Annotated in this window: 21 protein-coding genes; 11 read left to right on the forward strand and 10 right to left on the reverse strand. The window is 43.4% G+C overall.

All coding sequences use genetic code 11. The annotated features are described in order from the left end of the window. Positions 1 to 134: 134 nt before the first annotated feature. From O3Q51_04715 to O3Q51_04725, 3 genes are read left to right on the forward strand one after another with little or no spacing between them, the layout of a single operon-like run. Entirely contained in the window at positions 135 to 959 is an 825-nt protein-coding gene (locus O3Q51_04715; protein ID MCZ4408095.1) for a PASTA domain-containing protein, read from the forward strand. Between the two features lie 37 nt (positions 960 to 996). Then, positions 997 to 2,808, forward strand: a complete 1,812-nt coding sequence (locus tag O3Q51_04720; GenBank protein MCZ4408096.1) for a T9SS type A sorting domain-containing protein — start codon at positions 997 to 999, stop codon at positions 2,806 to 2,808. After that, a complete protein-coding gene (locus tag O3Q51_04725) occupies positions 2,798 to 3,829 on the forward strand; it encodes an RluA family pseudouridine synthase (protein ID MCZ4408097.1) in 1,032 nt (343 codons plus the stop codon). Before O3Q51_04720 ends, O3Q51_04725 begins: the two co-directional genes overlap by 11 nt. On the opposite strand, the gene O3Q51_04730 is transcribed toward O3Q51_04725, so the two are convergent. The 3 genes from O3Q51_04730 to O3Q51_04740 are packed head-to-tail and all read right to left on the reverse strand — an operon-like array spanning position 3,816 to position 6,807. Then, positions 3,816 to 4,892, reverse strand: coding sequence for an AMP-binding protein (locus O3Q51_04730; GenBank protein ID MCZ4408098.1), 1,077 nt, complete (start codon positions 4,890 to 4,892; stop codon positions 3,816 to 3,818). The two genes, O3Q51_04725 and O3Q51_04730, sit on opposite strands and share 14 nt — an antisense overlap. Further along, entirely contained in the window at positions 4,868 to 5,905 is a 1,038-nt protein-coding gene (gene menC, locus O3Q51_04735; protein MCZ4408099.1) for an o-succinylbenzoate synthase, read from the reverse strand. Before menC ends, O3Q51_04730 begins: the two co-directional genes overlap by 25 nt. Continuing rightward, positions 5,905 to 6,807 (reverse strand): 1,4-dihydroxy-2-naphthoate polyprenyltransferase, encoded by a 903-nt coding sequence (locus tag O3Q51_04740; protein ID MCZ4408100.1) that lies wholly within the window; start codon positions 6,805 to 6,807, stop codon positions 5,905 to 5,907. The genes menC and O3Q51_04740 overlap by 1 nt, the downstream gene beginning before the upstream one ends. Positions 6,808 to 6,966: 159 nt before the next feature. On the opposite strand from O3Q51_04740, the gene O3Q51_04745 reads away from it, so the two are divergent. Beyond that, positions 6,967 to 7,350 (forward strand): hypothetical protein, encoded by a 384-nt coding sequence (locus O3Q51_04745; protein MCZ4408101.1) that lies wholly within the window; start codon positions 6,967 to 6,969, stop codon positions 7,348 to 7,350. Positions 7,351 to 7,352: 2 nt separating this feature from the next. Here the strand turns inward: O3Q51_04745 and menD are convergent, their stop codons facing one another. The 3 genes from menD to O3Q51_04760 are packed head-to-tail and all read right to left on the reverse strand — an operon-like array spanning position 7,353 to position 10,473. Next, complete coding sequence (menD, locus tag O3Q51_04750; GenBank protein ID MCZ4408102.1) at positions 7,353 to 9,143, reverse strand: 2-succinyl-5-enolpyruvyl-6-hydroxy-3-cyclohexene-1-carboxylic-acid synthase; 1,791 nt, start codon at positions 9,141 to 9,143, stop codon at positions 7,353 to 7,355. Continuing rightward, entirely contained in the window at positions 9,083 to 10,063 is a 981-nt protein-coding gene (locus O3Q51_04755) for an isochorismate synthase (GenBank protein MCZ4408103.1), read from the reverse strand. Before O3Q51_04755 ends, menD begins: the two co-directional genes overlap by 61 nt. Next, the gene (locus O3Q51_04760; GenBank protein ID MCZ4408104.1) at positions 10,060 to 10,473 is read right to left on the reverse strand and encodes a hotdog fold thioesterase; all 414 of its coding nucleotides are present in this window, start codon (positions 10,471 to 10,473) and stop codon (positions 10,060 to 10,062) included. Before O3Q51_04760 ends, O3Q51_04755 begins: the two co-directional genes overlap by 4 nt. 73 nt (positions 10,474 to 10,546) lie before the next feature. Between O3Q51_04760 and O3Q51_04765 the strand changes: the two genes are divergently transcribed. Next, positions 10,547 to 11,257, forward strand: a complete 711-nt coding sequence (locus O3Q51_04765) for a response regulator transcription factor (GenBank protein MCZ4408105.1) — start codon at positions 10,547 to 10,549, stop codon at positions 11,255 to 11,257. A gap of 290 nt (positions 11,258 to 11,547) precedes the next feature. Here the strand turns inward: O3Q51_04765 and O3Q51_04770 are convergent, their stop codons facing one another. Both O3Q51_04770 and O3Q51_04775 read right to left on the reverse strand, forming a co-directional pair. Next, entirely contained in the window at positions 11,548 to 14,271 is a 2,724-nt protein-coding gene (locus O3Q51_04770) for a PD-(D/E)XK nuclease family protein (protein MCZ4408106.1), read from the reverse strand. Continuing rightward, positions 14,272 to 14,850, reverse strand: a complete 579-nt coding sequence (locus O3Q51_04775; protein ID MCZ4408107.1) for a tetratricopeptide repeat protein — start codon at positions 14,848 to 14,850, stop codon at positions 14,272 to 14,274. An 11-nt stretch (positions 14,851 to 14,861) separates the two neighbouring features. Here O3Q51_04775 and O3Q51_04780 point away from each other — a divergent pair, with 11 nt between their 5' ends. From O3Q51_04780 to O3Q51_04790, 3 genes are all read left to right on the forward strand, one after another. After that, positions 14,862 to 15,101, forward strand: coding sequence for a hypothetical protein (locus O3Q51_04780; protein ID MCZ4408108.1), 240 nt, complete (start codon positions 14,862 to 14,864; stop codon positions 15,099 to 15,101). Between the two features lie 109 nt (positions 15,102 to 15,210). After that, a complete protein-coding gene (locus tag O3Q51_04785) occupies positions 15,211 to 17,883 on the forward strand; it encodes a PKD domain-containing protein (protein ID MCZ4408109.1) in 2,673 nt (890 codons plus the stop codon). Between the two features lie 4 nt (positions 17,884 to 17,887). Further along, a complete protein-coding gene (locus tag O3Q51_04790; GenBank protein MCZ4408110.1) occupies positions 17,888 to 18,622 on the forward strand; it encodes a hypothetical protein in 735 nt (244 codons plus the stop codon). Here the strand turns inward: O3Q51_04790 and O3Q51_04795 are convergent. After that, positions 18,600 to 19,082 (reverse strand): GNAT family N-acetyltransferase, encoded by a 483-nt coding sequence (locus O3Q51_04795; GenBank protein MCZ4408111.1) that lies wholly within the window; start codon positions 19,080 to 19,082, stop codon positions 18,600 to 18,602. The two genes, O3Q51_04790 and O3Q51_04795, sit on opposite strands and share 23 nt — an antisense overlap. Before the next feature lie 31 nt (positions 19,083 to 19,113). Here O3Q51_04795 and O3Q51_04800 point away from each other — a divergent pair, with 31 nt between their 5' ends. Then, on the forward strand, positions 19,114 to 19,908 hold the full coding sequence (locus O3Q51_04800) for an SOS response-associated peptidase (protein MCZ4408112.1): 795 nt from the start codon (positions 19,114 to 19,116) through the stop codon (positions 19,906 to 19,908). On the opposite strand, the gene O3Q51_04805 is transcribed toward O3Q51_04800, so the two are convergent. Further along, positions 19,900 to 23,100 (reverse strand): UvrD-helicase domain-containing protein, encoded by a 3,201-nt coding sequence (locus O3Q51_04805; protein ID MCZ4408113.1) that lies wholly within the window; start codon positions 23,098 to 23,100, stop codon positions 19,900 to 19,902. The genes O3Q51_04800 and O3Q51_04805 overlap by 9 nt on opposite strands. An 81-nt stretch (positions 23,101 to 23,181) precedes the next feature. On the opposite strand from O3Q51_04805, the gene O3Q51_04810 reads away from it, so the two are divergent. Together O3Q51_04810 and O3Q51_04815 are read left to right on the forward strand one after the other, a co-directional pair. Next, complete coding sequence (locus O3Q51_04810) at positions 23,182 to 23,943, forward strand: hypothetical protein (protein ID MCZ4408114.1); 762 nt, start codon at positions 23,182 to 23,184, stop codon at positions 23,941 to 23,943. After that, a complete protein-coding gene (locus tag O3Q51_04815; GenBank protein ID MCZ4408115.1) occupies positions 23,940 to 25,085 on the forward strand; it encodes a c-type cytochrome in 1,146 nt (381 codons plus the stop codon). The genes O3Q51_04810 and O3Q51_04815 overlap by 4 nt, the downstream gene beginning before the upstream one ends. Positions 25,086 to 25,091: the final 6 nt, after the last annotated feature.

Consider the following 25,091-nt stretch of genomic DNA (forward strand, 5'->3'; position numbering starts at 1 on the left):
GATTTACTCACAGGCTTTTCCTCAAAGTTTGAACATGTTTTTTCTCATAACCCGTTCTCGGAAGTAATAGGACTGTATCAGTAACGTTTATTCCCGGTAGGTTCTTGCTATCTTTGCCGGCAATTGTATCCTTAATGAAAGGAATTATTCGATTTATCAGTAGTGGAAGGGTTTGGATGAATATCCTTCTAATCACCATTTTTATTTCGTTGGTGGTCTTTTTGACCATGCAGTGGCTTGGTATGTATACCATGCATGGTGAGTCTATGAGTGTGCCCGATATAAAAGGGAGATCGATTGAAAATATTGAGACCCTCCTATCCAATATTGATATGACTTATGAGGTGACCGATAGTATTTACACCGACGAATATCCAAGAGGGACTGTAGTCTCACAAAATCCAAAGTCAGGCAAGCAAGTAAAAAAGGGTCGGACGGTATATCTTACCATCAATAGTATTCTGCCCGAGATGGCCGAAGCTCCTGATTTGATTGGGAAGTCAAAACGCATTGCAGTACCGATATTAGAAATATCAGGTTTGAAGTTGATCTCACTAAAATACCGACCTGACGAATCATGTACGGACTGTGTGGTGGGCTTGGAGTACAAGGGTAAGAGAGTTGAGCCGGGCGATAAAATTCGAAAAGGTGAAGGTGTTGTTCTGATACTTGGGCAAACCTCAGATGTTCCCACTTCCGCACCTGATCTGCTTGGGCTCACGTATGCCGAAGCTTACGAGTTGATTATCTCTTCTTCTTTGAATGTCGGAAGCATATTGTCTTGTGCGGGTTGTGAAACGGCCAATGACACTTCAGCAGCTTTTGTTGTGAATCAAAGACCTCAGAGAAATGAAATGATTAACCTAGGTACTTTTGTTGATCTTTATCTGACTACTGATACCTCAATGGTGATAGACTTTAAAACAGCCATAGACACGATTCCTGATGAATTCGAATAAGTTATTTTTTCTCTTCCTCTTGTTTTTGCCTTTCCGGATGGTAGCGCAAGAAATGATCTATCCGGCCACCATTATTACAGAAAAGGCTGTTGCCAAAAAGCGCGTTGCCAAATATGAAGCAAAGGATGATGCCTTGGTTGAGCTTCCCTTTGTAGATGATTTCAGCACAGATTATTTTCCCGGCAATGAGGAGGAAAACCCCATACTTTGGGAAAATCGATATGCGACTTTGAACAATGGCTTACCGCTTAATGCTCCGACTGTCGGTGTTGTAAGCTTTGATGGGACCGATGAGGTAGGTTATCCTTATTCTTTTGATTCGGGATCGGGTCCTGCAGATACACTCACGACTTGTCCTATTAATCTGGACTACGATATAGACGATGGGATCGGCCTTAGTTTTTACTACCAGCCCAAAGGGATAACTTTTTTTCCTCCCAATGCCTCCAATGACTCTTTGATACTGGAGTTCTTCGCTCCTGAATTGGATGAATGGTTTTGGGTTTGGTCAACGATCGATGTTTCCAATACCGATGAATTTACCTTCGTCTATATTCCTATTACCAATACACGTTACCTCAAAGAGGGCTTCAAGTTTCGCTTTAGAAACATAGCCTTTCTCCAAGGTCTGTACAGCGTTTGGAATGTAGATTACGTTTGGCTTGACCAAAACAATATCAACGATGATCCCATTGTGAACGATGTCGCTTTTGTAAACGGTCCCATTTCTTTCCTTCAGGATTATTCGGCTATGCCTCTACCGCATTATGCTGAGAGTCCGGCCGATAGAATGCTCGAAGAGGTTGAGGTTCTGTTTAGAAATTTGAATGATGGACCGAGGACATTGGAAGGAAATGAAATCGTTGTCTCGCATGAAGGTACGGTAACGGATGTATTGCAAAATTTCAATGAGCCGCCTATTGCAGCTCAGAGTACCGCTGATTACACCCATCAGCTTGACGATGATGGGAGCCAGTATGTTTACGATACTTCACTAGAAGATGAGGAGTTGATTTTAGATGTGAGCATAGACCTTGGTACGGCAGATTTTGGCCCAACGGCTAGCAATAACTCATTTAAGTTTAAGCAAACCTTCTTCACCCACTATTCATACGATGATGGTTCTGCTGAGGCGGGATATGCTGTAGCAGGCAGTGGGTCAAGATTGGCTTTGAAGTACACAAACTTTAAGTCAGATTCAGTTTGGGCGCTTCGAATTTATACCATGCCTATTGGTATTAACTACGAAAACACTCCGTTTACTATCAAAATTTGGGAAGACAACGCAGGTGTACCCGGAGCAGAGCTGGCCTCAACCCAGCATGAGTTCACTTATGGCCAAAATGAGTACCAAGAGCAGATAATTTATCAATTTGAAGAGCCTGTTTTTATCCCTTCGGGAACCTTCTTTATCGGATATCAGCAGTCTTCACAATCATCCGGTCTTCGCACAGGGCTTGACTTAAACACGAGCGGGAATGAAGGCAATCTTTATTTCAATGACGGAAACGGTTGGGAATTAACGCTTGCGGCGGCTGAAGCTTCTACAATGATGCACCCTATGTTTACTACTGAAGGTTACAAAGATATCGTTGCTTCTACAAGCCAACAAAACGCTATCCCTGGTCTACGCATTTATCCGAATCCGGCAAGTCAGTGGGTAGTGATAGAGTCTGAAACGCAGAATATTTTAAATGTCTCGATTTTTGATTTAAGCGGAAGATTGATTGATCAAAACCAAGTGACCAATACGCTTGATGTTTCCGGACTATTACCGGGAATTTACCTGCTGCAAGTTGCCGACTCTCAAGGGCGCCAAAGCGTAAAGAAACTTTCCATTGAGCGATAACGAAATAGAATACACCGAAAGCGATGAAGAGCTTTTTGAGCACTACCGCATTCAGGCTGACCCGGGTCAGGAGCCTCTTCGAATAGATAAGTTCTTGATGGACAGGATTCCGAATACGTCGAGAACGAAGCTTCAGGATGCTGCCATAGAAGGTAATATTCGGGTGAATGATCAGAAGGTGAAGGCGAACTACAAGGTGAAGCCTGACGACGATATCTCCATAGTGCTTCCGTATCCGAAAAGAGAAATAGAGCTTATTCCGCAGGATATTCCTTTGGAGATTCTGTATGAAGATGATCATATGATCATTGTCAATAAGGCTGCAAATATGGTGGTACATCCCGGCTATGGAAACTACACGGGCACCATGGTAAATGCTTTAATCCATCATTTTGACAATTTGCCCGAGGCAAAGGGTGCGATTCCCGGGAGGCCCGGATTGGTGCATAGACTCGATAAGAATACGACCGGTGTCATGGTGATTGCGAAGACTGAAAGAGCGCTGACCAACTTGTCGCTTCAGTTTTTTGAGCGTACTATCGATCGCCGCTACGTGGCACTAGCTTGGGGTGACATCGAAGAAGACGGGATGATAGAAGGTCATATTGGTCGCTCACTCAAAAACCGAAAGGTGATGACCGTATTTCCTGAAGGAGAATATGGGAAAGAAGCTAGGACGAGATACAAAGTACTGGAGCGATTGACTTACGTTACCCTGGTAGAGTGCAAACTAGAAACAGGGCGAACTCACCAAATTCGAGCGCATTTCCAGCACATCAATCATCCTCTCTTCAATGACCCCGAATATGGCGGAAATAAGATTCTGAAAGGAACGCAGTTCAGTAAGTACAAGCAATTTGTAATGAACAACTTCGACCTGCTTCCAAGGCAGGCCTTGCACGCGCGAAAGCTAGAGCTCACGCATCCTCATACGGGTGAGCGAATGAACTTCGAATCAGATATTCCTGCAGACTTATCAGCAGTGCTAGAACGATGGAGAAACTATATTAGTCACCGTTAGATTCGAGCCAGCTTTTTACCGTTTCAGCTCTTCTCACCTTTCCCGATTCTGTATAGAGAAATTTTTCTAAATGGATGATTTCCTTGGGCTTTTGGTAAACACTCGAAAAGGCAATATCATCCAGCTTGATTTCTTTTTTGCCTTCTATGAATAGGGCTACTTTTTGACCTAGTAATGAATTGGGTATCCCACTCACGAAGAAGCGAGAATCGATTTTTGGGCTCAAAAGTTTTTCCACCTCTTCGGGAATGACTTTTACGCCACCGGAGTTGATGAGATTGTCAATCCGCCCAAGCCATTTGAACCCTTCTTCGGTCAACTCTATCAAGTCATTGGTAACCAGATCGTTTTTTGTAATTCCTGATCGATTAATGATGAGACAACCTCTTTCATCAGTGCTAATTCTTGCATCCGGCAGCACTTTATAGATTGTCGTGTCTTCACTATTTATTTTGCTCAAGGCAAAATGGGTTAATGTTTCAGCCATACCAAAGCCTACGTAAAAATGTGGGTTCAGTTGTAGAAGTTGAGCCCTAAGCTCACTTAAAACTTCTCCACCACCAAGCAAGACTGTCTCGACCTTGTCAAAGGCTTCGGGAGATTCTCCCAAAATTGATTTCACTTGGTGGGGAGTCATCGGAACGAATGAAATCAATTCATTTAAGTCTTTTAGAGGATTGGCTTTTGGCGCGACTGTTGAGAGATTATAGCCGCCGATAATGGCTCTCACCACCATTAGTTTTGCAGCTACATAATTGAGCGGGAGAGAGAGTAACGACTTACTTTTAGGATTTAAGCCAAAATATTCATTTGTAACCGAGGCACTTTGAATCAATGCCGATTTCGGAAATTCCAAACTCTTAGGATTGCCCGTCGAACCCGATGTTTGAATGAAAATGGTTTCTGATTCATCAAAGAGGTCGATGCAGTAAGAAATAATCTCCATCTCGAATTGATCTTGGCCCTCGATCTGATTGAGCTCATTGCTCTCTATGAATCGTCCGTTGAGACGAACTCCTTGATATTTTGAAAAGGGGGTCAAAGGTTTGGTGGAAGCTTCCATTCTTCATTTTGGAGGTAGTGAAGATACTGCCCGCGAATAGATAGTGGCGATGGAATATTGTTTGTATAAAGTTGTCCCGTTCCTAGGCCTTGCGGTAATTCAGACTGATACATGGCAGTAAATTGAGCGATGGCATTGAGCCCGATATTCGATTCCAAAGCTGACGTAATCCACCAATATGCTCCGATCTTACTCGCTGATTTGATCCACTTCTCGGTCATTTGCAGTCCTCCTACAAGACCTGGTTTAATCACGATGGCTTGGGGTCGAATGGTTTCGAGCATGCGGCCCATCTCGGTCATCGATGTTACTCCGATAAGTTCTTCATCAAGGGCAATATCCAATGGTGTGCTTTCGCAGAGCCTTGCCATTTCCTCCCATTGTTTTTGCCTGATTGGCTGTTCAATGCTATGGAGGTTAAAATCTGAAAGGCGCTTCAATTTTTCCAAAGCTTCTTCGGGTGAAAATGCTCCGTTGGCATCTACTCTTAACTCAATTTCGTCAGGTGAATATTCGTTTCTGATCGCGCGCAACAGCTCAATCTCATCGTCGAAATTAATCGCGCCTATTTTTAGCTTGATGCATCGAAATCCTTCATCGAGTTTTTCTCTGATGCGAGTCTTCATTTCAGCCTTAGTACCCATCCATACCAAGCCATTTATTTCTACACCCTCCTCGTTCTGAGAAAAGCGGGATGGAAATAATAGGAAAGGGTTTTCTGATCGAATTGAACGTTCCGCAATTTCCATGGCAAATCGGATAGATGGCCAGTCTTTAAGACTGCGGATTTCTTTTCCTAGAGCCCAATCCTCCAATACTTTTGTTAAAAAGTCTTCCAGGTCTGGACGGTCATCAATTGAGAGCTTAGGCAGCAAACTCACTTCACCATATCCAACCTTACCATTTTCTTCAAGTTTTACAATCCAAGCGGGCTTTGCGCGCAAAACACCACGGCTTGTTCCACCCGGAGACTTGAAGTTTAAGGTATGCTTTAGAAATTCTGCTTTCCTCATTAGTAAACCAGTCCAAGCCCAAAGGTGAGGGCAAAAAGCAATGTGGTGAAAGCGAGTTTTCGAAGTTCTTGATCGAGGTCGGAAGAGCGATTAGTGGTCAAGACGACTTTCGCATTTTGAAAAATCAGAGGCACTGTAATCAAGAATACAAATTGGTATCCTGATGTAAAGTTGATCAGCGTATAAGTAAGCGCTGAAACAAGAGCGATACATAAAAGAATGACGTGATAGATTCGAGCCGATTCAAATCCCATCATAACAACCAGCGACCTTTTTCCAGATGCTTTATCGTTTTCAATATCACGCATATTGTTGAGATTGAGAACCCCTGTAGACAAAGCTCCAATGGAGACGGCAGGAAGTAAGTCAATCCAAGAAAGTGCTGCCGTATGCAGGTAAAATGTTCCCGCTACTCCTGTGATTCCGAAGAATAGAAACACTGCTACGTCACCAAGGCCTTGATAGCCATAAGGGTTTTTTCCAACAGTGTACTTGATGGCTGCCCCGATTGCCAATAAGCCCACAACGAAGAATGCCGTGATCGCCCCGAACTCGATATTGTCGGCTGCATTTAGCAATAGCCAAATACCCGATGAGAAGGACAAAATGGAGAAGATAATAATGGCCGCCTTCATCTCTTTGGCAGAAATGACTCCGCTTTGAACGCTCCTTTCGGGTCCCGTTCGCTCCGAATTGTCAACGCCATTTACAAAGTCGCCATAGTCATTGGCAAGATTGCTGAGGATTTGCAAAAACAGCGTAGTCAGCAGCGCTCCTACTAGAATTGCTCCATCAAAGGAGTTCTTGTAGAGCGCCATCAAGCTTCCCAGAATCACGCTGGAAAATGAAAGAGGTAGCGTCCTTAGTCTAAATGCCCTAAACCACGCTTCTGTTTTGGTCATAGCTGGTAAAGTTCGTAAGAATCGCGCAGACTTTTGCTTCTTATTGTTCATCAGAATTATCAACACTTATTTCCCCTTGATGTTGATATGAAGAGTGCAATGTGAGTATTGGCCAATTTCTTTCTGAAACCAGAGAAAAGGAAATCCTAACTTTAGTCCATGGCCAAGATCGAAAAGCTGCATACTCCTTCTTTCACTTTTTATCCCGATCAGCGCGGCTTCTACTATATGAAGCTAAAAGAAGGGGAGCAAGTTTCGCTCGAAGATATTTCTCAGGTAGTCCTGTTTATTAAGGACAAAAACGAAGGTGAAAGGCAGCCGGTTTTGATCGAATTGGGTTACGGATCTTCTCTTGCTGAGGGAGTTTATGAGTTTATGGCCCATAATAAAAATCGTTTTTCGACGGCTGACGCTATACTGATCAGCACCTTTGCTCATAAAATTTCAACGACATTCTATTTAAGACATTACAAACCACAGCGCGCGACAAGGGTGTTCAACGATGTTTTTGACGCCCTTGCTTGGATGGAAAAGCAAAAATAGCCTTATCGCGCTTCTTGATTTTCAAGCAATTTAAATCGTTCAGCGATTTTCTTGAAATAGTTTTTTAGAATCTGATCATTCACTTTAGCAGGTGTCACAACTTCTAAAATTCCTGCACCTTTTTGATTTAGGAAACGGCCTAAAACATTTTTGAGGCTAGCCTCATCGTGAGCTTTGAAATGCGTCAAATCAAAGGCTGAGGCGAGTCTTTCAATATTCACAGGATGATGTGCTTCGAAGAATCTCTCTCGCTCTTCATTCGAATCTGACCCTTCAATAATTCTGAAAATCCCACCACCTTGATTATTGATAACGATAATCTTAAAATTTTCGGGAAGACGATTGTTCCAAAGTCCGTTTGAATCATAAACGAAAGACATGTCACCCGTGATAAGTAGAACATCTTCGTCAGGGGCGGCTTTGGCCCATCCTGCGGCAGTGCTGGTGCACCCATCTATTCCGCTGGTTCCGCGGTTGCAATGGTAGGTCAGATTTTCGTTCAGCCCCAGGAGCTGGATGTACCTAACGGGAGTGCTGTTTGAGAGGTGAAGAGTAAGGTTTTTCGATTGAGTGAGCTCATCATTTATGATTTCAAAAACTTTAAAATCAGAATAGGGAGCTTCGTCTAAATAATGGCGATGACCCTCGGCGGCGAGGCTTTTCAATTCCATCCATCTTTGAGCATAGTCGCTGGCAACTCGAGTATTGATGGAGACAAAAGCTTCTGACAGAAAATGGGTCGGATCGGCGTGAATTTCATGAGTTAGACTCATGTACGTATCCAACCCAGATTCATGCGGATGAATGTGCCAGTGTGTGGATGGCTTATATTGGCGCAAGAGATTTTTTAGCTTCTTGGAAATGACATATCCACCCAGAGTGATCAAAATTTGGGGCATAAATTCTTCAGGTTTGCCAGCTTTTTCCAGAGGCATCACTATTCGATCTATTGTATCAATGGCTTTTGGGATACCGATATTTCCCGTGGTTTCAGTCAGAATAACCACGTTTGGTAAATCAGACCATTGCTCCAACAAGTTTAGCAAAGCTTTATCGTGCCGATGCTGTCCCACCAAGATCATCACCCTTTGATTTGATCTGACCGATTCCGCAAGTTCTTTTGCCGCCTCCATCTCTATCGGCGCATCGATCAATTCACTTTTGTAAAAGCGCGATGACGTGAGCGCATCGAGCTTTACCGTTTGGTAAAGCGGTTCAAAAAGTGGAACATTGATATGAATGGGGCCAGGGTCGAGGGTCAGAGCAGTATTAAACGCTTTTGAGAGCAAACGCCTGTTTTGCCATTCCTCTTCCTCGTTTCTTGGCTCAGTGATAAGCGAAAACCAATTTTTAATGTGGTTAGAATAGATGCCTTCTTGTCTGATGGTTTGACCATTTCCCTGGTCAGTCCAGCTAAGAGGACGATCAGCTGTGATGGCCACCAAGGGAACACGATTAAAAAAAGCTTCGGTAATCGCAGGTAAGTAGTTGGCTGCAGCCGAACCACTGGTGCAAATAAGAGCAACAGGGTCTCCCGTTTTCAGTGCCAGCCCAAGGCCGTAAAAACCTGCTGAGCGTTCATCAGGAATGCTATGGCAGGTAAAAAACTCTGACCGATTGAATGAAATGGTGATGGGCGCATTACGCGAACCCGGAGAGATTACAACGTGTTTTACACCGAAATCTCTTGCGGCCATTACAAGAGTTTGAACACCTTTTTTATCTGAGAGTATCAAGTCGTGCTTTTTAGCAAATTTAAGAGTGTTTTGGCTTTCAGCCTGGTTTCCATCCATTCTGCTTCCATATCGCTTTTCGCTGTAATTCCTCCGCCTGCATAAAGCGCTAGATCCCTCTCTCCAATTTGCATGCATCTTAAGTTGACAAAAACGCGTGTTTCGCTTTCGCTGAGAATGCCGAGATAACCAGTGTAAAGACCACGGTCGTGTTTTTCAGCAGCTTGAATTAGTTCAATGGAAGCAGCAGTTGGAAGGCCTGCTACCGCAGGAGTAGGGTGCAATTGGTCAAGCAGTGATCGGACACTTTTGCCGTATTTAAAACGAAAATCTGTTTTGAGATGAACGACATTGGCCGCTTGAATGGTATAGGGTGCGGTCTCTCTTATCTCCGTTGCTCCTCCCTTTTCGAGAATTGCTCGAATATGTTCATTCACCAACTCATGTTCTTCCACTTCTTTTTCTCCCCAATCATATTCCTGTGAAGGGTTTGTGGGTTGGGTGCCGGCCAAAGCTACCGTGGAATATTCATCTCCGCTTCCTTCCAGTAATATTTCGGGACTTGCTCCACACCAAGTTCCTAGACTGGGGTGGTAGAGTAAGTAAGCAAAGGCATTTGGATAGGATTCACACAAACGAAAGAAATAATCAATAGGGTCAAAATCCTTTGGTTTTTCTTCCTGAATAATACTGGATAAAATGGCTTTTTGAATATTTCCTGATTGAAATGCTTCCATGTACTTGGCGAATGACACTCGGTAGCCTTCCTTCGAAGTTTGTCTCTGAAATCGACTCTTTTGTGAAGAGTTTGATGATTGAAGCGAAAAAGCTCCGCCCTGCCAAGGCTTGATAATAAAGTTAGTTTGACCATTTAGATCGGCCAGTTCAATTTCTTTCCCGGGAATGCGGTATACCATAAATGGCCTTTCTTCCGAGACTGCTTTCTCAAATGAAGTATGAATGCTTTCGGTCTTTGTCACTTTGGTAAAATCATATTAGTGAGGCGGCACACCGATATCAACCTGTTATCTTGATCGGTGACTTTTATATCCCATACATGCGTCTTTCTGCCCTTGTGGAGCAATGTGCCTCTCGCTGTTACTAAACCGGATTTGATGCTGCGAATGTGGTTGGCATTGATTTCAATCCCCACTACGCCCCCGGCTGAATTGCCAACCATGATAAAACTTCCCAAGCTTCCCAAAGATTCGGCAAGAGCTGCCGTAGCTCCACCATGTAGCAGGCCTGCAGGTTGATGTACCCTCGAGTTCACCGGCATTGTAGCTTCTACGAAATCTTCTCCAAAATCGGTAAATACAATGCCCAGCGTTTCCATCAGCGTATCTTTGTTGATTTCGTTGGCCTTCTTTAGTATTGCTGTCTTATCCACAAGCTTATTTTTGTCCAAATATAATCGGTCCTTTGAACAAGCTGCTAGCTGCGAAAGTTTACACAAACCAGTCATGATTGACGAATCGAAAAAGAAGCGAATACTATTGGTTGAAGATGAAGAGAGTCTCATTGAGATGATCAGCTTCAATTTGGAGATGGAAGACTACAATGTGACACGAGCTATGGATGGTAAACAAGCTTTGGATATCGCCGATAAGGCTCGCTTTGATCTGTGTATTCTCGATATCATGCTTCCAAAGGTTGATGGAATCACCGTGTGCAAGACACTAAGGATTCGCAATCAGCGCATTCCCATTCTTTTTCTCAGTGCAAAATCTACAGGAAATGATCGGGTAGAGGGACTCAAAGCAGGAGGAGACGACTACCTCACCAAGCCATTTAATTTAGAGGAGTTACTCCTGCGGGTGAAGAATCTGCTTCGGTTGACCACTCCTGTTCAAGAGGTTCAGGCCAAAATTGACAGCTATGAATTCGGAGGTAACTCAGTAGATTTTAAAAACTTCGAGATTAAAAATGCTGAGGGTGAAATAAAAAGTCTCTCAAAAAAGGAAACACATCTCCTGAAATATTTGATCGAAAATGAGGGAAGGGTCGTTTCCCGAGAAGAAATCTTGGACACTGTTTGGGGGTATGACGTCTATCCCACCACGAGAACGATTGACAATTACATTCTCTCTTTTCGAAAGCATTTTGAACCTGATTCGAAGAATCCGATCTACTTCCATTCTGTAAGAGGTGTGGGGTATAAGTTTACAAATTGACCCGATTAAGGCAACCACCTTATTTTCTTTCGTCTTCAATGTGCAATCTCAGTGATTGCTCATGGTTTCAAATTATTCTTGCAGGTTTTAAAAGCGTTCTTCGGGACGCTTTTTCTTTTTTTAGCACCTCATGTTGGGACATTGGAGACACACTTCTAATACTGTTCTCAGCTTTTTTTGATTTAATCGACAACCTTTTAAAATCCCTACGTCTTTATGACACAATCGCAAGATTGTATGGTTTCAAAATTTTCCTTGCAGGTTTAAAAGCGCTTTTCGGAGCGCTTTTTTTATTCGAATACTGCGTACTGGAATTTCTCTGAAGCTTCTATGGGCTCTGAGCTATCGAGCATTTTCAAGACGGTTTTTCTCAAGAACTCTTCGAAAAGATCCATTACTTCGCTTCTGTCTCCTACGTTCAGGTATAGATCTCTTTTTCCGGGAGCGGCCAACGAGATAATCTGATTCACCACTTCTACATCTTTGTTTTCATCGTAAAGCAACCAGTCGTAAAGCAATAATTGTAGGGCTTTCCCTTTGGTCTTGAGCTTATCTTCCAGAAAATTATAGGTGGTTGGTTGATTCTTGGCCGGACTTAGATTGAGATCAGAAGCTTCAACATTTCCCGTTTTGAAGTCGATTATGTGAAGCATGTCGTTGCGCCTTTCGATTCTATCTATGTACCCTTTAATGCGCACAGGTAAAATTTCACCCTGATATTCAACCTTGAGTATTTTTTCTACTCGGCGTTCGCTTTCCAAATACTCTACAACATCACCCTTGGTCAAATCATCTTTTTCGTAATTCAGGTAAGATTGAATCATTTTCAAGGCGGTTTCGAAATGTAGCCGATTTACACCATAGCTGTAATCCTTACTTCCTGCACCTTCATGGAATGAGTCGCTGAGTTGTTGCCTTACCCTTTTTGATATCTGTTCAATAATTTCCTTAGAAATAATCTCTTTCTCGTAAGGTTGGAAGAGCTTCTCCAAACAATCATGAACTATGATTCCGAAAGTTGAATGGTCAATTTCATTGGTCTCCGGTTCAGCCAATGAAAGGATATTGGAATAGTACCATTCCAGTGATGATTCAAAAAAGCGATTGATTGAAGAAGCCGACAATCCACCGGTCACAAGTGAGTTCTTTATGATTTCTATCACCTCCTCTGTCTTTTCAATAGACTTCGGTTCTGTCTCATGAAAAAGCTCTGAAGGCTTCAAGTTAATGTGGGAGAATCTGTTTTCGTTTTCGAAATCTTCTCGAACCTGCATGAGGTAGCGACTCATTTCTCCACCGCTAAAAGTTCCCGAGTCTGTGTGATAGATGGCGGAGAAAGACTTGGAATGACTCAGCAGGCGATAAAATTGATAGGCAAAAACCGCCTCTTTTTCACGGCGAGCGGGAAGTTTGTGAAAGAGACGAACTTCAAATGGAATAAAGCTCTCCGTATGATTGTTCTTTGGAAAGTTTCCTTCATCCACCGAGCAAAGGATGAGGTTTTCGAACCCGAGGGCTCGAGTCTCCAAAACCCCCATGATTTGTAGCCCCTGCATGGGTTCACCTAAAAGGGAAAGTTTGGTGGAGGATAGCACCCGAACAAATATTTGTCGCAGGCTACTCAAATCAAGTTCAGCGGATCTTTCAAAATGAATGAGCCGATCAATGGTTTCCAGCACCTTTTCACAACCTAGCAGACCCATCCTTACTTCAGGTTTAGAAAGATCTGAACCTTTAATTCGCGACAAGGTCCATTGAAAGACCATCTTTAAATTGTCGAAGGACATCTTTTGATTGCTCTGAAGCGATGAGAGCAAGGTGGCTTCACCGATTTTATCTTCGAAATCATCAAGCTCAATGGAAGAGTCGGAAAAGTTCTTTCCACTTGGCAATCCAATGAGCGAACTGAAAGGGTGATTGAGCAATTGAAGTAGCCGCCGGGTGTTTAGTTGATATCCCTTGTCTGTCTTTTTTGCGGTGATATGAACATCCATCCACGCCTCCACCCAATTTCGGAAACTTGAAGTCCCCAAGCTTAAACCCATTGTGACATTCACTGCTTTAATGGATTCCGGAAGTCTCTCAATGACAGGCATCAGCATTGACTCATCGGCTAAAATTAAGCCTGTTTTTTTCAGATCTTCCTCAGGAGTTTTTTCCAAAATCGCTGCAATGGCATTGGCTTGATCAAGTTTGTAGGCAGCAGAAATGGCCTGAATTTTTGTGCTGCTTTCGGTAAAAGGGGTTTTGGGCTTTAAGATTTCACCCAATCCTGACTTGAGATTCTTTTTAATGAATCTCCCCGCATTTTTATGATCACTCATCAGGTAGTCATCAGCGTCGAAATATACCTTGCCGATTCCTGCCTCTTCCATAGCTTTCAAGAGTTTAACCTCTGCATTGGTCAAGGCATTGAATCCCGCGACAGTGATGAATCGGGACTGGTTTTCACTAAAGTGAGTAGCAGCCATCTCAGCGGCCGCTCTCATGATCATACCCGATGTCCCGATTTTATTTTCGAGTAGTCTCTTTTTGAATTTGTTAAAAATATTTGGCAGCGTTCGCCAAAATCGGCGGTAGGATTCCTGCTTTTCCGAGAGGGGGGATTTAAGAAAGCTGAATTGATCGATCTCTGTGTAGTCTATCAGTTCTTTGAAAAGCACATTGGGGTCGATGAGGTAAGCATCGATATCGTTGAAGTCGGACAGAATGACGGATGACCATGATAAAAACTCTGACAACGATTGAGCTTCAGCGCCCATAGTTTGAGCGTAAGCTTCGTAAAGGGCGAAGGAGGTAAGAAGGTTTTCAGCTGGTTCGAGACCCGATATCTGTGAAGCCCACTCATTAAACGTGAGCATTTCGGGCAGCCATATTGCGCCGTCAGTTCTATCTGCCAGAATTTGGGTTAAAAAATTTGCCGAGCGTTTTGTCGGCAAAATAATCACTTGATTTTCAAGAGTAAAATCGTTCTGCAGGATGCATTCTGCGAGCGATCCAAGAAAAGGTTGCATCTACTTAAATCCGTTTCGGATAAAGCTAAGAAATTCCTTAAAGCCCTCCTTGGATCGAAATATATTAAGCACTTCAGCGCTCATCGATTTTTGAGACTTCTCTTGATTTATTTCTCTTTGAATATTCTTGGGGCGGTAATCGGCCGGATCGTCTGAGCCACTTTCATTTTTTGCCAATGCATCAGCTAAATCAAACATCGCTTTGGCCTGAGCCATATGTCCCAATTTTTCTTCAAGCAAGCCCAAATTATTGTGTGCCACTGCATCTTCAGGATCTAGTTCGATAGCCACCCGATAGTCTTCAACAGCACCTTGCGTATCTCCCATTGCATCCTTGATGTATGCGCGACTACTGTAGCGATAGGGTTTTTTTGGCTCAATTTCTTGGGCTTTGTCCATATCTGCCAACGATTCTTTCAGCATCTTTCTATGGAAATAGGCAACTGCTCTCTCGCTATACAACTCAGCATCGTCAGGGCTTACGCTGATAGCTCGCGAGTACCAATACACGGCATTCTCGAAATCTTTACCAGTGTAAGCGTCGATGGCTTTCTTTTCAAATTTATATTTGGTCGACATATTCCGTTTAGATGAATACTACATTTCCGCAATATCGCAAGTACCCTAATAACAAGTCATACTTCAAAGTGTTGTCAAATGAATCATTCGAAGAGATTCATGTCATAGGCAAAAAGTACTTTTTGACGAAGGTAGATGCAAAAATACTTCCTGACCGTCATTTCATAGCTGATATGATAGCAGCTTCCGCCAGTTGGGTCAAAATTGAGGAGTCAGAATATGCGAATGTTCTGCTACAGGTTGACCTTTAGAAACCAATTATTGTTCAAGTCAAATTTGGAGAGGTTTAATAATGACAGTAAATTCAGCGTGAAATGCTGATATTGTACAACCACCGAGACGTTTAAGCGTTTGTTTCATATGACCCGTTTATTGAAAGTAATGTTGCACTTGGGATTATTCGCCCCACTTTTTTTGGCTTTAACAGCCAAAGGAGAGCACATTATAGGTGGGGAAATGTACTACGTTTGCAATGCCAACGGCACTTACACATTTACCATGAAGCTCTATCGAGACTGCAATAGCTCCGGGGCCCCATTTGATAATCCTGCCAGTTTTGCGGTTTTTAACGATGCCAATCAGTTGGTCAATCAGATTACATCGTCAGTCCAGTCTATTGACGAGATTGATCCCGACTTTGATTCTCCTTGTCTTAATTTTCCTCCCAATATCTGCGTGGAAGAAGGGACTTACGAATTCACCCTCTCACTGGATACCGATATATCTTCTTATCAAGTCGTCTATCAGCGGTGCTGTCGAAATCAAACCATACAGAATCTTGAAAATCCGGGAGCGCAAGGATTGACAATTGTCAGCGAGGTGCCCCAAACGAATGTTGCTGAGTGCAACTCCAGTCCATCATTCAATAGTTTTCCGCCACCTGTGCTGTGCACTTTTGAAGCGTTGGTATTTGATCATAGCGCTACCGACCCTGATGGCGATGAGTTGGTGTACTCGCTTTGTGACCCATATATTGGCGGAAGCCAGGCAGATCCTGCTCCGGTACCTCCCAGCAATCCACCCTATGATGTGGTGCTATGGAGCGCGGGATATACGGCGGTAGATCCTTTGGATGCCGATCCGATTCTTTCCATCGACCCTGTAACCGGTTTGCTCACGGGAGAGCCTACGGTTCAAGGTCAATACGTGGTGGGGGTATGCGTGGAAGAATACAGGGATGGTGTTTTGATCGGAACGAATAAGCGAGATTTTCAATTCAATGTAGCTCCTTGTGATCCTATTTCGGAGGCACTAATACAGGAAGTCACAGAGGCTGAGCTTTGCGATGATTTAAGTTTCAGTTTTACCAACTTGGGAGATCCCACTTTCGAGTATGTCTGGACTTATGGAGACCCAACCACGGAAAACGATATTACGATAGGTTACAACGGTTTTTACACCTATCCCGATACAGGAACATATATTGTGACGTTGATTTCAAATCCGGGGGTATTTTGTTCCGATACAACTGAAATTATCCTTCCCGTTTACAATGAAACAACAGTGGAGATTGAGTCCTTTTCATTTGAATGCATAGATGGCGATCCTGTTTATTCCTTTATCGCGGGAGGTAGTTTTGATCAAGCAGCTTCGACAGTGGAATGGGATTTTGGTCCTGGAGCAACACCCCAATTTTTAGAAGGTGTAGAGGTGACAGGGGTCCTGTTTGATAGCCCTGGCCCAAAGACGATTGAAGTATTTGCATCAAATAATATTTGCGAAGCGCAGAATACTATCAACTTTGTGGTAGCAGACCCGCCCACGGCCGTCATTACCCCTCAAGAGGAATTTTGTCAAGGATTGAGCGGCGGCTTTACCCAAACAAGTGAGAATGCTACTCAATTCGTTTGGGATTTCGGAGATCCGAATACGGATGGGGATTTTGCAGAAGGACCTACTGCCACTTATACTTTTCCTAGTCCGGGGTTGTACACGGTTTCCCTCACGGCATCCACTACTGATAACTGCCCTATAACCGTAACCGAGGTTTTTGATCTCCAGACCTTGCTGGCGCCTGAGATTCCGGAACAAGATGTATTTTGCTTTGACAACCATAGCATCAGCTTTTCTGCAGGAGGGAGCTATTCAAATAGTGCTGTTTTTCAATGGAGCTTTCCCGAGGGTACGCCTTCAACTTCTTCTCAAGAATTTCCTTCGGGTATTACATTCGCCGAACCAGGCGAACAACAGGTATTACTGACCATTTCTGAAAATGGATGCGAGCGCTCAACGGAGTCTACCATAGATTTACATCCAAATCCTTTGGCTTTATTCGAAGCATTTCCTACAGGGGGATGCGTTCCATTGACTGTCTCATTTTTAAATGAGTCGATTACTGAGAGTTCCTCGCGAGCATTTGACTGGAATTTTGGAGATGGATCATCAACCAATACTGCTAATGCATCACATGAGTACACCGTACCGGGTACCTATTCGGTTTCTCTGCGATTGGAAAACTTAAACGGCTGTTTAGGGACGGATGAGATCATTCAAACCGACCTGATCACCGTTACGCCATCACCACAGGCCTCTTTTGATATTGAGCCGACCACCATTTCTGTCTTAGACCCGCAAATGGAGGTGATTGATTTAAGCGAAGGAAATATTACTTGTACGTATTACTTCGATGATCAAATTTTCGAAGATTGCAACTTTGATCATACGCTCGAAAGTATTGTTCCGCAGACGATCAGGCTGGTCGTCGAAAATGAATTTGGATGCTCTGATTCGGAAGAAGCTGAAATATTTTTAACCGATCACTTGATCTACATTCCCAACGCCTTTACGCCTGATGGCGATGGAATAAACGATTTTTTCCGCCCTGAAATGTTGGGCGTAGTTGATTTCAAAATGTGGATTTTTGATCGGTGGGGAAGTGAGATCTTTTTTACCGAAGACCCTAAAGGGTGGAATGGTCAGGGAACCAGAGAAGACTACTACCTCCAGAATCAATCATACAGTTACAAAGTGATCATTACCGATTACGGTAAAACAAATTTCGAGTATCTCGGTTCTGTACGTCTGATACGCTAAGAACATGAAGAAATTTTTGATTGTCGTTTTGGTCTTAATCGCTGTTGGGGCGATTTCCTTTTTTGTTGCGGATGAAGCTTTGCCTGAAGGCAACGCTGGTCCCGACGCTGAGGCTCTTTCAGAAAAAGTACTAGATGCCGTTGGCTATGAGGCGTGGGAGAAAATACCCTTTGTCGCTTGGAGCTTCCGCGATGCTCACCATTACGTTTGGGATAAAGAAAAACATGTCGCCCGAGTAAAATGGGATGACTACGAAGCAGCAATCGATTTGAATACTATTTCCGGAAGGGCATCAAAAGCAGGTGTTGCACTGGAAGGAGCTGAGCTGGATGAGGCCGTTCAAACAGCTTGGGCGTATTTTTGTAACGACAGCTTTTGGCTGAATGCTCCTGCTAAAATCAAAGACTCAGGAACTACCCGTAAAATAGTAATTGTTGAAGACGGAAGCCAACAACTTTTGGTTCAATACGAGTCGGGAGGAGTGACACCAGGTGATGCGTACTTGTGGAAGCTGGATGAGAACTATCTTCCTACTTCTTATAAAATGTGGGTGTCGATTATCCCTGTCGGTGGTGTAGAAGCTTCTTGGGAAGATTGGGTGGAAAAGGAAGGGGCGATGATCTCAACTAGCCATAAAATGGGGCCGCTGGAGATTCCAATTGGAAACCTTAAAGTTGGACGTTCTCCTGAGGATTTTGACTTGGCAAAAGACTTTTTTACTTCGACCCAGGAAAAGTAAGCCGCATATCGATGTGGTCGATTCCATCCCAAGGATAGACATCGCTGATTTGCTCAAACCCAAAACTCGAATAAAATTTCCTCAAGTAGAGTTGTGCCGCGATCTTTATAGTCTTTACTCCCTTTTGTTCTTTGCAATAAAGGATCGATACATCCATCAATTCTTTGCCGATCTTGAATTGGCGGTACTCTTCTTTTACGACCACTCTGCCTATGCTGCATTCATCGTAGATGGTACCCGCAGGAGCTATCCTAGCAGTCGCAATTAATTTTCCCTCATCCGTTTTTCCAATCACATGAGTGCACAATGGATCCATTCCGTCAATTTCTGAATAGGGACAGTTTTGCTCAACGACAAAAATGTCCAATCGAACCCTCAAAAGGTCGTGAAGCTCGAGGAGAGTCAATTCATCGAATGCTTTAGTTTCCCAAACGATATCGGGTTTTTTATCGTCGCTCATTCTCCGTATTTTCGGCTAAAGGTTCCAAATTATGTGTGGTCGTTACGTTATTGTTTCAAAGATAAGCGAGATCGAAGAAAGATTCGGTGTGGCGGCAGATGGAACTTTTGTACCGACTTTCAATCTTGGTCCGGGTAGTTTAGGCCCTGTGATAACGGACGATAAGCCGAAGTCCCTTCAGTTTTTTCAATTTGGCATGACGCCCTTCTGGGCAAAGAAGAAAATGTACTTTTTCAATGCGCGAGCCGAGGGAGATCAGAATAAAGAGAATGATCCAAACTATCATGGAGCAAAGGGGATCATTTCCAAACCCGCCTTTCGCAAATCGATCAGGAGCAAGAGGTGCTTGGTAATCGCCGATTGTTTTATCGAGGGAACGACCAAAGAGAAACTAGACAGGCCATATGTGGTTCATCTGGAAAAAGACCGAAGGCCATTTGCTTTCGCGGGGATTTGGGATGAATGGGTTGATGAAAAAACTGGTGAAATCGTAAAGTCATATGCTGTTATTACCACCACTCCAACTCCATTGCTGCAACTGTTACCTCACCATCGTTCACCTGTCATTCTTCCTCGAAAGGATGAAGCCAAATGGATCAATCCTGATGCGCATCTGATGGATATCACAAAACTATTGGAGCCCTATCAAGGCTTTATGAATGCTTATCCAATCAGTACGGATATCAAAAATCCGAGAAACAACAACAGAGACTTACTAAAGCCCGTGGGGCCAAGTGTGGCTTCTGAAAGTAAACTAGTCGTTGAGCAAAATTTGGTTTTAGAAGGAATGGGATTTTCGCGTGCACGCGGTCGCAACTTAAAATAGCGTTCCTTGCTCGGCACGCTTGATTCTAACTTCCACCCATTTCATTTCGGGAAGGTAAACCACGTAGCCTTTTCCCGGTTGGTTTTCGGCACTGGTGATTGCATTTAAATATTCTCTTACTTGCGATAAGTGCGTATCTTTTTCTTCTCCTGTTTTAAAATCAATCACGGTAAATGATGCAGATTCTTTGAAAACCATATCGGGTCGAAAAACTTGACCTTCTTTCGTGAGGGTCCTCTCTGCGAGCCGTTCGGCTTTGGTAATCAACTCATGGTATTTTTTATCCGAATAGAGTTTTTCAATCCACATGCCAAGCTCTTTTTCTTGCTCTACTGGTATTCTGCCGTTCTTACTCCATGTGTTGAGTTTGGTGACAGCTTCCTCATAGCTTTGGCTTTTTGCGGCCATTTCGTGAAGGAGAATTCCCGCTTCTCGATTGGGAGAGATGCCCTCGCTGCTAATGGTAAATCTGTCTTCTACGGAGATATCCACTGGGTTTAGTAGTTCCATGACATTCTCTGAATCTTTCGTTTTCTCAGAAGACTTTGCTTTTTGCTTCTCGCCAACGACTACGCTCGACTCTACTCCTTCTTCAAGTTTGGAGACCTGCCTAAATTGAGACTTTAAATTTTCGAAAGCAATGCTGATAGATGGTCCTGTTTGATTCTTGGTGCCTTCAGCATAATTGATGTAGAGCCTTTCAGATGGTCGGGTTACCGCTACGTAAATCATGTTTAAGTTATCAAACCTACTCTCTTGTTTGTATTGATCGAAATCTGCCTGGTATCCCATTTTTTCGAGCGAATCAGATAGCTTGAGAGGAACGTAGTCAAATGGGATATCTAATTTTTCATTGACGCGGAGCCATTTGATCTCTCCGTTCTTTGAAAAATCCCAGTTTAAGTTCGGGAGAATCACAACGGGAAACTGCAAGCCCTTTGATTTGTGAATGGTCATCAATTGCACTTGATTTCCTGATTCACCCACCTTGGCTTCCGGCTTATTTTTCAAACTATCCCACCACTCGAGAAACTCTTGAGCAGATACCGAGCGTCCACCTTTTTCGAGAATGCAGTTAAGGAAAGATTCCACAAAAACGTCTCTACGCTTTTCTAATGGGACGAACCTGTTTATGACCTCTTTGCTGATTTCCCAAGCGCTCATGCCTGAAAGGAGATGAAGTGAGAAGCCCGGTGAAAATCCTTTTACAAAAGCCTTAAAGTCTATAGAGCCTCTATGGCCCGGTTTAGTCCAAAACTTATGTGGCTCGAATGGCACATGGTGCAAACGGCATACTTCACGCATGACTTTAATCTGCGCCGTCGCCAAGTTTTGATCCATGGAGAGACGCAAGAATTCCGTCAACATGACTACGGTAGAGTTCATGTCTAGTCCAAAGCTGTCGCGTGTGGTGAAGGGGATAACTTCTTCGCTGAATTTTCTGATGATCTCGTTGACCTCCTTTCCTTTTTTTCGCACCAATACAGCGATATCGCCAAAAGAATAGCCATCTATTTGGGCTTCTCGCACAGATCTTAGAACCAGATCAGCAATCAATTCGGGCTCAGGATTTTTTTCGATTTGTTTCCACTCTACATAACCTCCCTTTTTTGATTTAGGAAAGGTCTGACTCGCGCTTTCGCCTTCGTATTCTTTGCGGAAAAGTGTATCAGATTCAGTGAGCAAAGGTGTGAGCTCCTTAATGAAGGAATTGTTGAACTCGACTATTTCAGGAAGGCTGCGGTAATTCACTCCCAGCGGAACGATCTTCGCGTTTTGTTCAAAGCTCGTTCGCATTTCCAAGGCAATGCTTTGGTCGTCGGGATTCAGTTCTGGTAGTCGAATGAGTTGCTCCGCCTTTCCACCTCGCCAGCGATAGATGCTTTGCTTGGCATCGCCTACTACCATATTGAATTTTCCGGAGGCCAGTGATTCTGCGACAAAAGGCGTGATATTGTTCCATTGCAATTCGCTGGTATCTTGAAATTCATCAATCAGAATGTGCTTGTAGCGATTGCCGAATTTCTCATAGATAAATGCCACAGGCTCATCTCGCATCGAATTGGAAATAATTCCGTTGAAGGTCGAAATGGGCACCACGTTTCTTTCTTCGGCCAAGTCTTTTAACTCGCGTGATAAATCTGCGAGCACAGCCAGTAGGTCGATTTGTTTTTGAAGTTCTTTCGCGATGGAATAGTCGCTGTAGTTTTTCTGAAAATGGCTTTCCGCCGCGTAGTAGTAATCTAGTAGTTCCGACTGTCGCCTCTTTATGGCTTCTTTCGCTTGCGCTGATGCCGACCCGCTAGTCCATTGTTTTTCAGGGTTTTTCAAGAGGCTAGAGTGAAGTTTTACGAATTTACCACTGAACTCCTTCAGCTTTTCAAAATAGCTGTAGTACCCTGAATTTTTATAGCTGAGATCGTCGACCTGAATTCCCTCTGCTTCGAAAATCTTAAACACTTCGTTTCCTATGCTATGGCACACTTTTTCAAAAGCCGAGACCAAGGGTTGAAGCTTCCTCTTGGTTTCTTCAAATTTCTGAGGATCGATTTCGTAGAGTGAGGCAACCGGTTTCTCCGAATCTTCCGAAGAAATGAGATTTCTCAGATCATTAACTCTCTTGGTGATATTGGCTTTTTTATCATCATCAATAGATTGCCTGAGGTAGTTAAGAAGGTGGTGGGTGATATGGTTGTCAATTCCTACTTTTTGCAACAACAGATCTACTGCATCTGCAAAAAGATTGGTTTCATCCAGCTCTACCTCAAAGTCTGACTTGATTCTTAAGTCACGACTGAATGATCGGATCAACTTATGATTGAACCCATCTATGGTCCCGATACCAATCTCATCATAATCCCTGAGGGCAATATCAAATACTTTACTCGCCCGCTCCTTTAGCTCCTCTGGTTTCAAGTGGGTTTCATCCAGTAGCTGTTTCACCTCAAAATCTTCCAAATCTGAGTCCTTTTCGGGATGGATGGATTTGAGTTTTTTCAAAGAAGAAACGAACCTTTCTTTAAGTTCGTTGGCGGCTTTATTGGTGAACGTAATCGCCAGAATACTTTTAAACTTGTCAGGGTTTGATGACGAGAGGCTCAGCCTTAAAAATACGCCGATCAGTGCCGTGGTTTTACCCGATCCCGCTGAGGACTTATAAATGTGAAAGCGTGGTGTGTCTATATCGTACAATGTGATTGAAGTTGCCTTTAGGCAGGGAAAAATAGGCTATTTTTGTATAGATACTGTGTGAAAACGAAAAGATCCTCATCAATGAAGAGATTATTACTATTTACCTTGATTGTTTTTATGGCAGTTTCTTGTGACGATGACGAATCGAATCCTGATTCCAAGCTCTTTCTAACTTTCGATCCTCGATTTGAGGGAGAAGATTTACAGATGGGGGTGACAAATACAAATGTTCATGATTATCCATTCAATGTTTCGGAGATAAAGTTTTACGTCTCAAATATCAGATTACACAAGTCGGAAGGCGATTTTGTAGAGCTTTCAGATATTGAGTTAATCGCAATGCAAGAGAATAGAAGAAGCGTTGAGTATGTGGTTCCAACGGGTGACTACATCGGCGTGAGTTACGACTTAGGAGTGCCTTACATGATGAATGGTACGAATGATCCTGATTTCTCCATATCTCAATATCCTCCGGGACATCCGCTAAGCGAGGTGACATCTGCGGGAATGTATTGGCAATGGTCCTCTGGGTACCGTTTCTTCTCATTCGATGGTCGATTTGATCTTGAACCTAATACTGACGAATTCCTGCCCATGCCTTTTTCATTTCACACAGGGACCGATACGCTTTTCAGAGAGCTCGGCCTTTTTGAAAAATCGATGGATATTAGCCCTGGAGAGACTATGCTCCTTTCTTTTGCAGTTGATGTAGACAGTATTTTTGCAACAGCCGCAGACACTATCGATTTGGCTCAGGTGACTTCTTTTCACGGATCACCTGCACAAATAGAGACAGGGATTAAATTGGCGAACAACATGTCCAAAGCGTTTGTTTTGAAATGATCAGACTCTTGAAGCCATACGAGTTTTTGCGCTCATTATATGCCACAAGCATCTTTTTGGCTTTGGTGGCATTATTGGCTTCATGCAAAAAAGACGAGCCTGATTCAGAGGCGGACAATCTTTTGTGCGAAATCGTTTCAGGTATAGGGACGCCATACGAGTTTCAAAAACCTTTCTTTTTTCCTGATCCGATCATTCCATCGGATAATCCTTTTACAGAAGAGGGAATTGAGTTAGGTAGACATCTCTTTTGGGAAAAGAAACTATCCAGAAACAACACAATTAGCTGTGGGTCATGTCATTTTCCAACAGCTTCTTTTTCAGATAATGTCCCTAAGAGTGTTGGTTTGTATGGTGATCTGACTCGTCGAAATAGCATGGCTTTGGTCAATATGGCATGGAATACAAGCTTTTTTTGGGACGGTAGATCACGAACACTCGAAGAGCAACTTTTAGAGCCTGTTGAGAACCCCGTCGAAATGGACCTTACTTGGAGAGAGGCAGTTGAGAGAATCGGAAGCGACTCAATTTATCAAGATATGTTCACGGCTGCATTTGGTACGCCGTGCGTTGACTCTGTCAGAATTACTTATGCTATGGCGCAGTTCATTCGCACTATGGTTTCGGCAAATAGTGAATTTGATCAAGCTCAATATGGCCCTGGTCAGTTGAGCATTAGTGAGCAAAACGGATTGTTTCTTTTTTTGGCAGAAGGCGGTGATCCCAATATTTATCCCGGCGGTCAAAACGGTGGTGATTGTTTTCATTGTCACGGAGGAGCCTTGGTACTATTTACTGATCAACAGTTTCACAATAATGGTCTTGATTCGGTCTTTACCGATCTGGGTCGTGCTGAGGTTAATGGAAGTCCCTTTTCAGAAGCACAATTCAAGACACCCACTTTAAGAAATATTGCGCTGACTGCTCCCTACATGCACGATGGGCGATTTGAAACGCTACACGACGTTATAGAGCATTACAATTCAGGGGGACACCCATCTATGACCATCGACCCATTGATGAAATTTCAAGGGGTAGGTCTAGGTCTGTCCGAACAAGATATTGATGATTTAGTCGCTTTCTTGGAAACCCTAACGGATGATGAATTCGTTAATAACCCTGATTTTCAGGACCCTCATTAACAGGTT

Source organism: Cryomorphaceae bacterium 1068, assembly GCA_027214385.1.
Classification (GTDB): Bacteria; Bacteroidota; Bacteroidia; order Flavobacteriales_D; family Cryomorphaceae; genus JAKVAV01.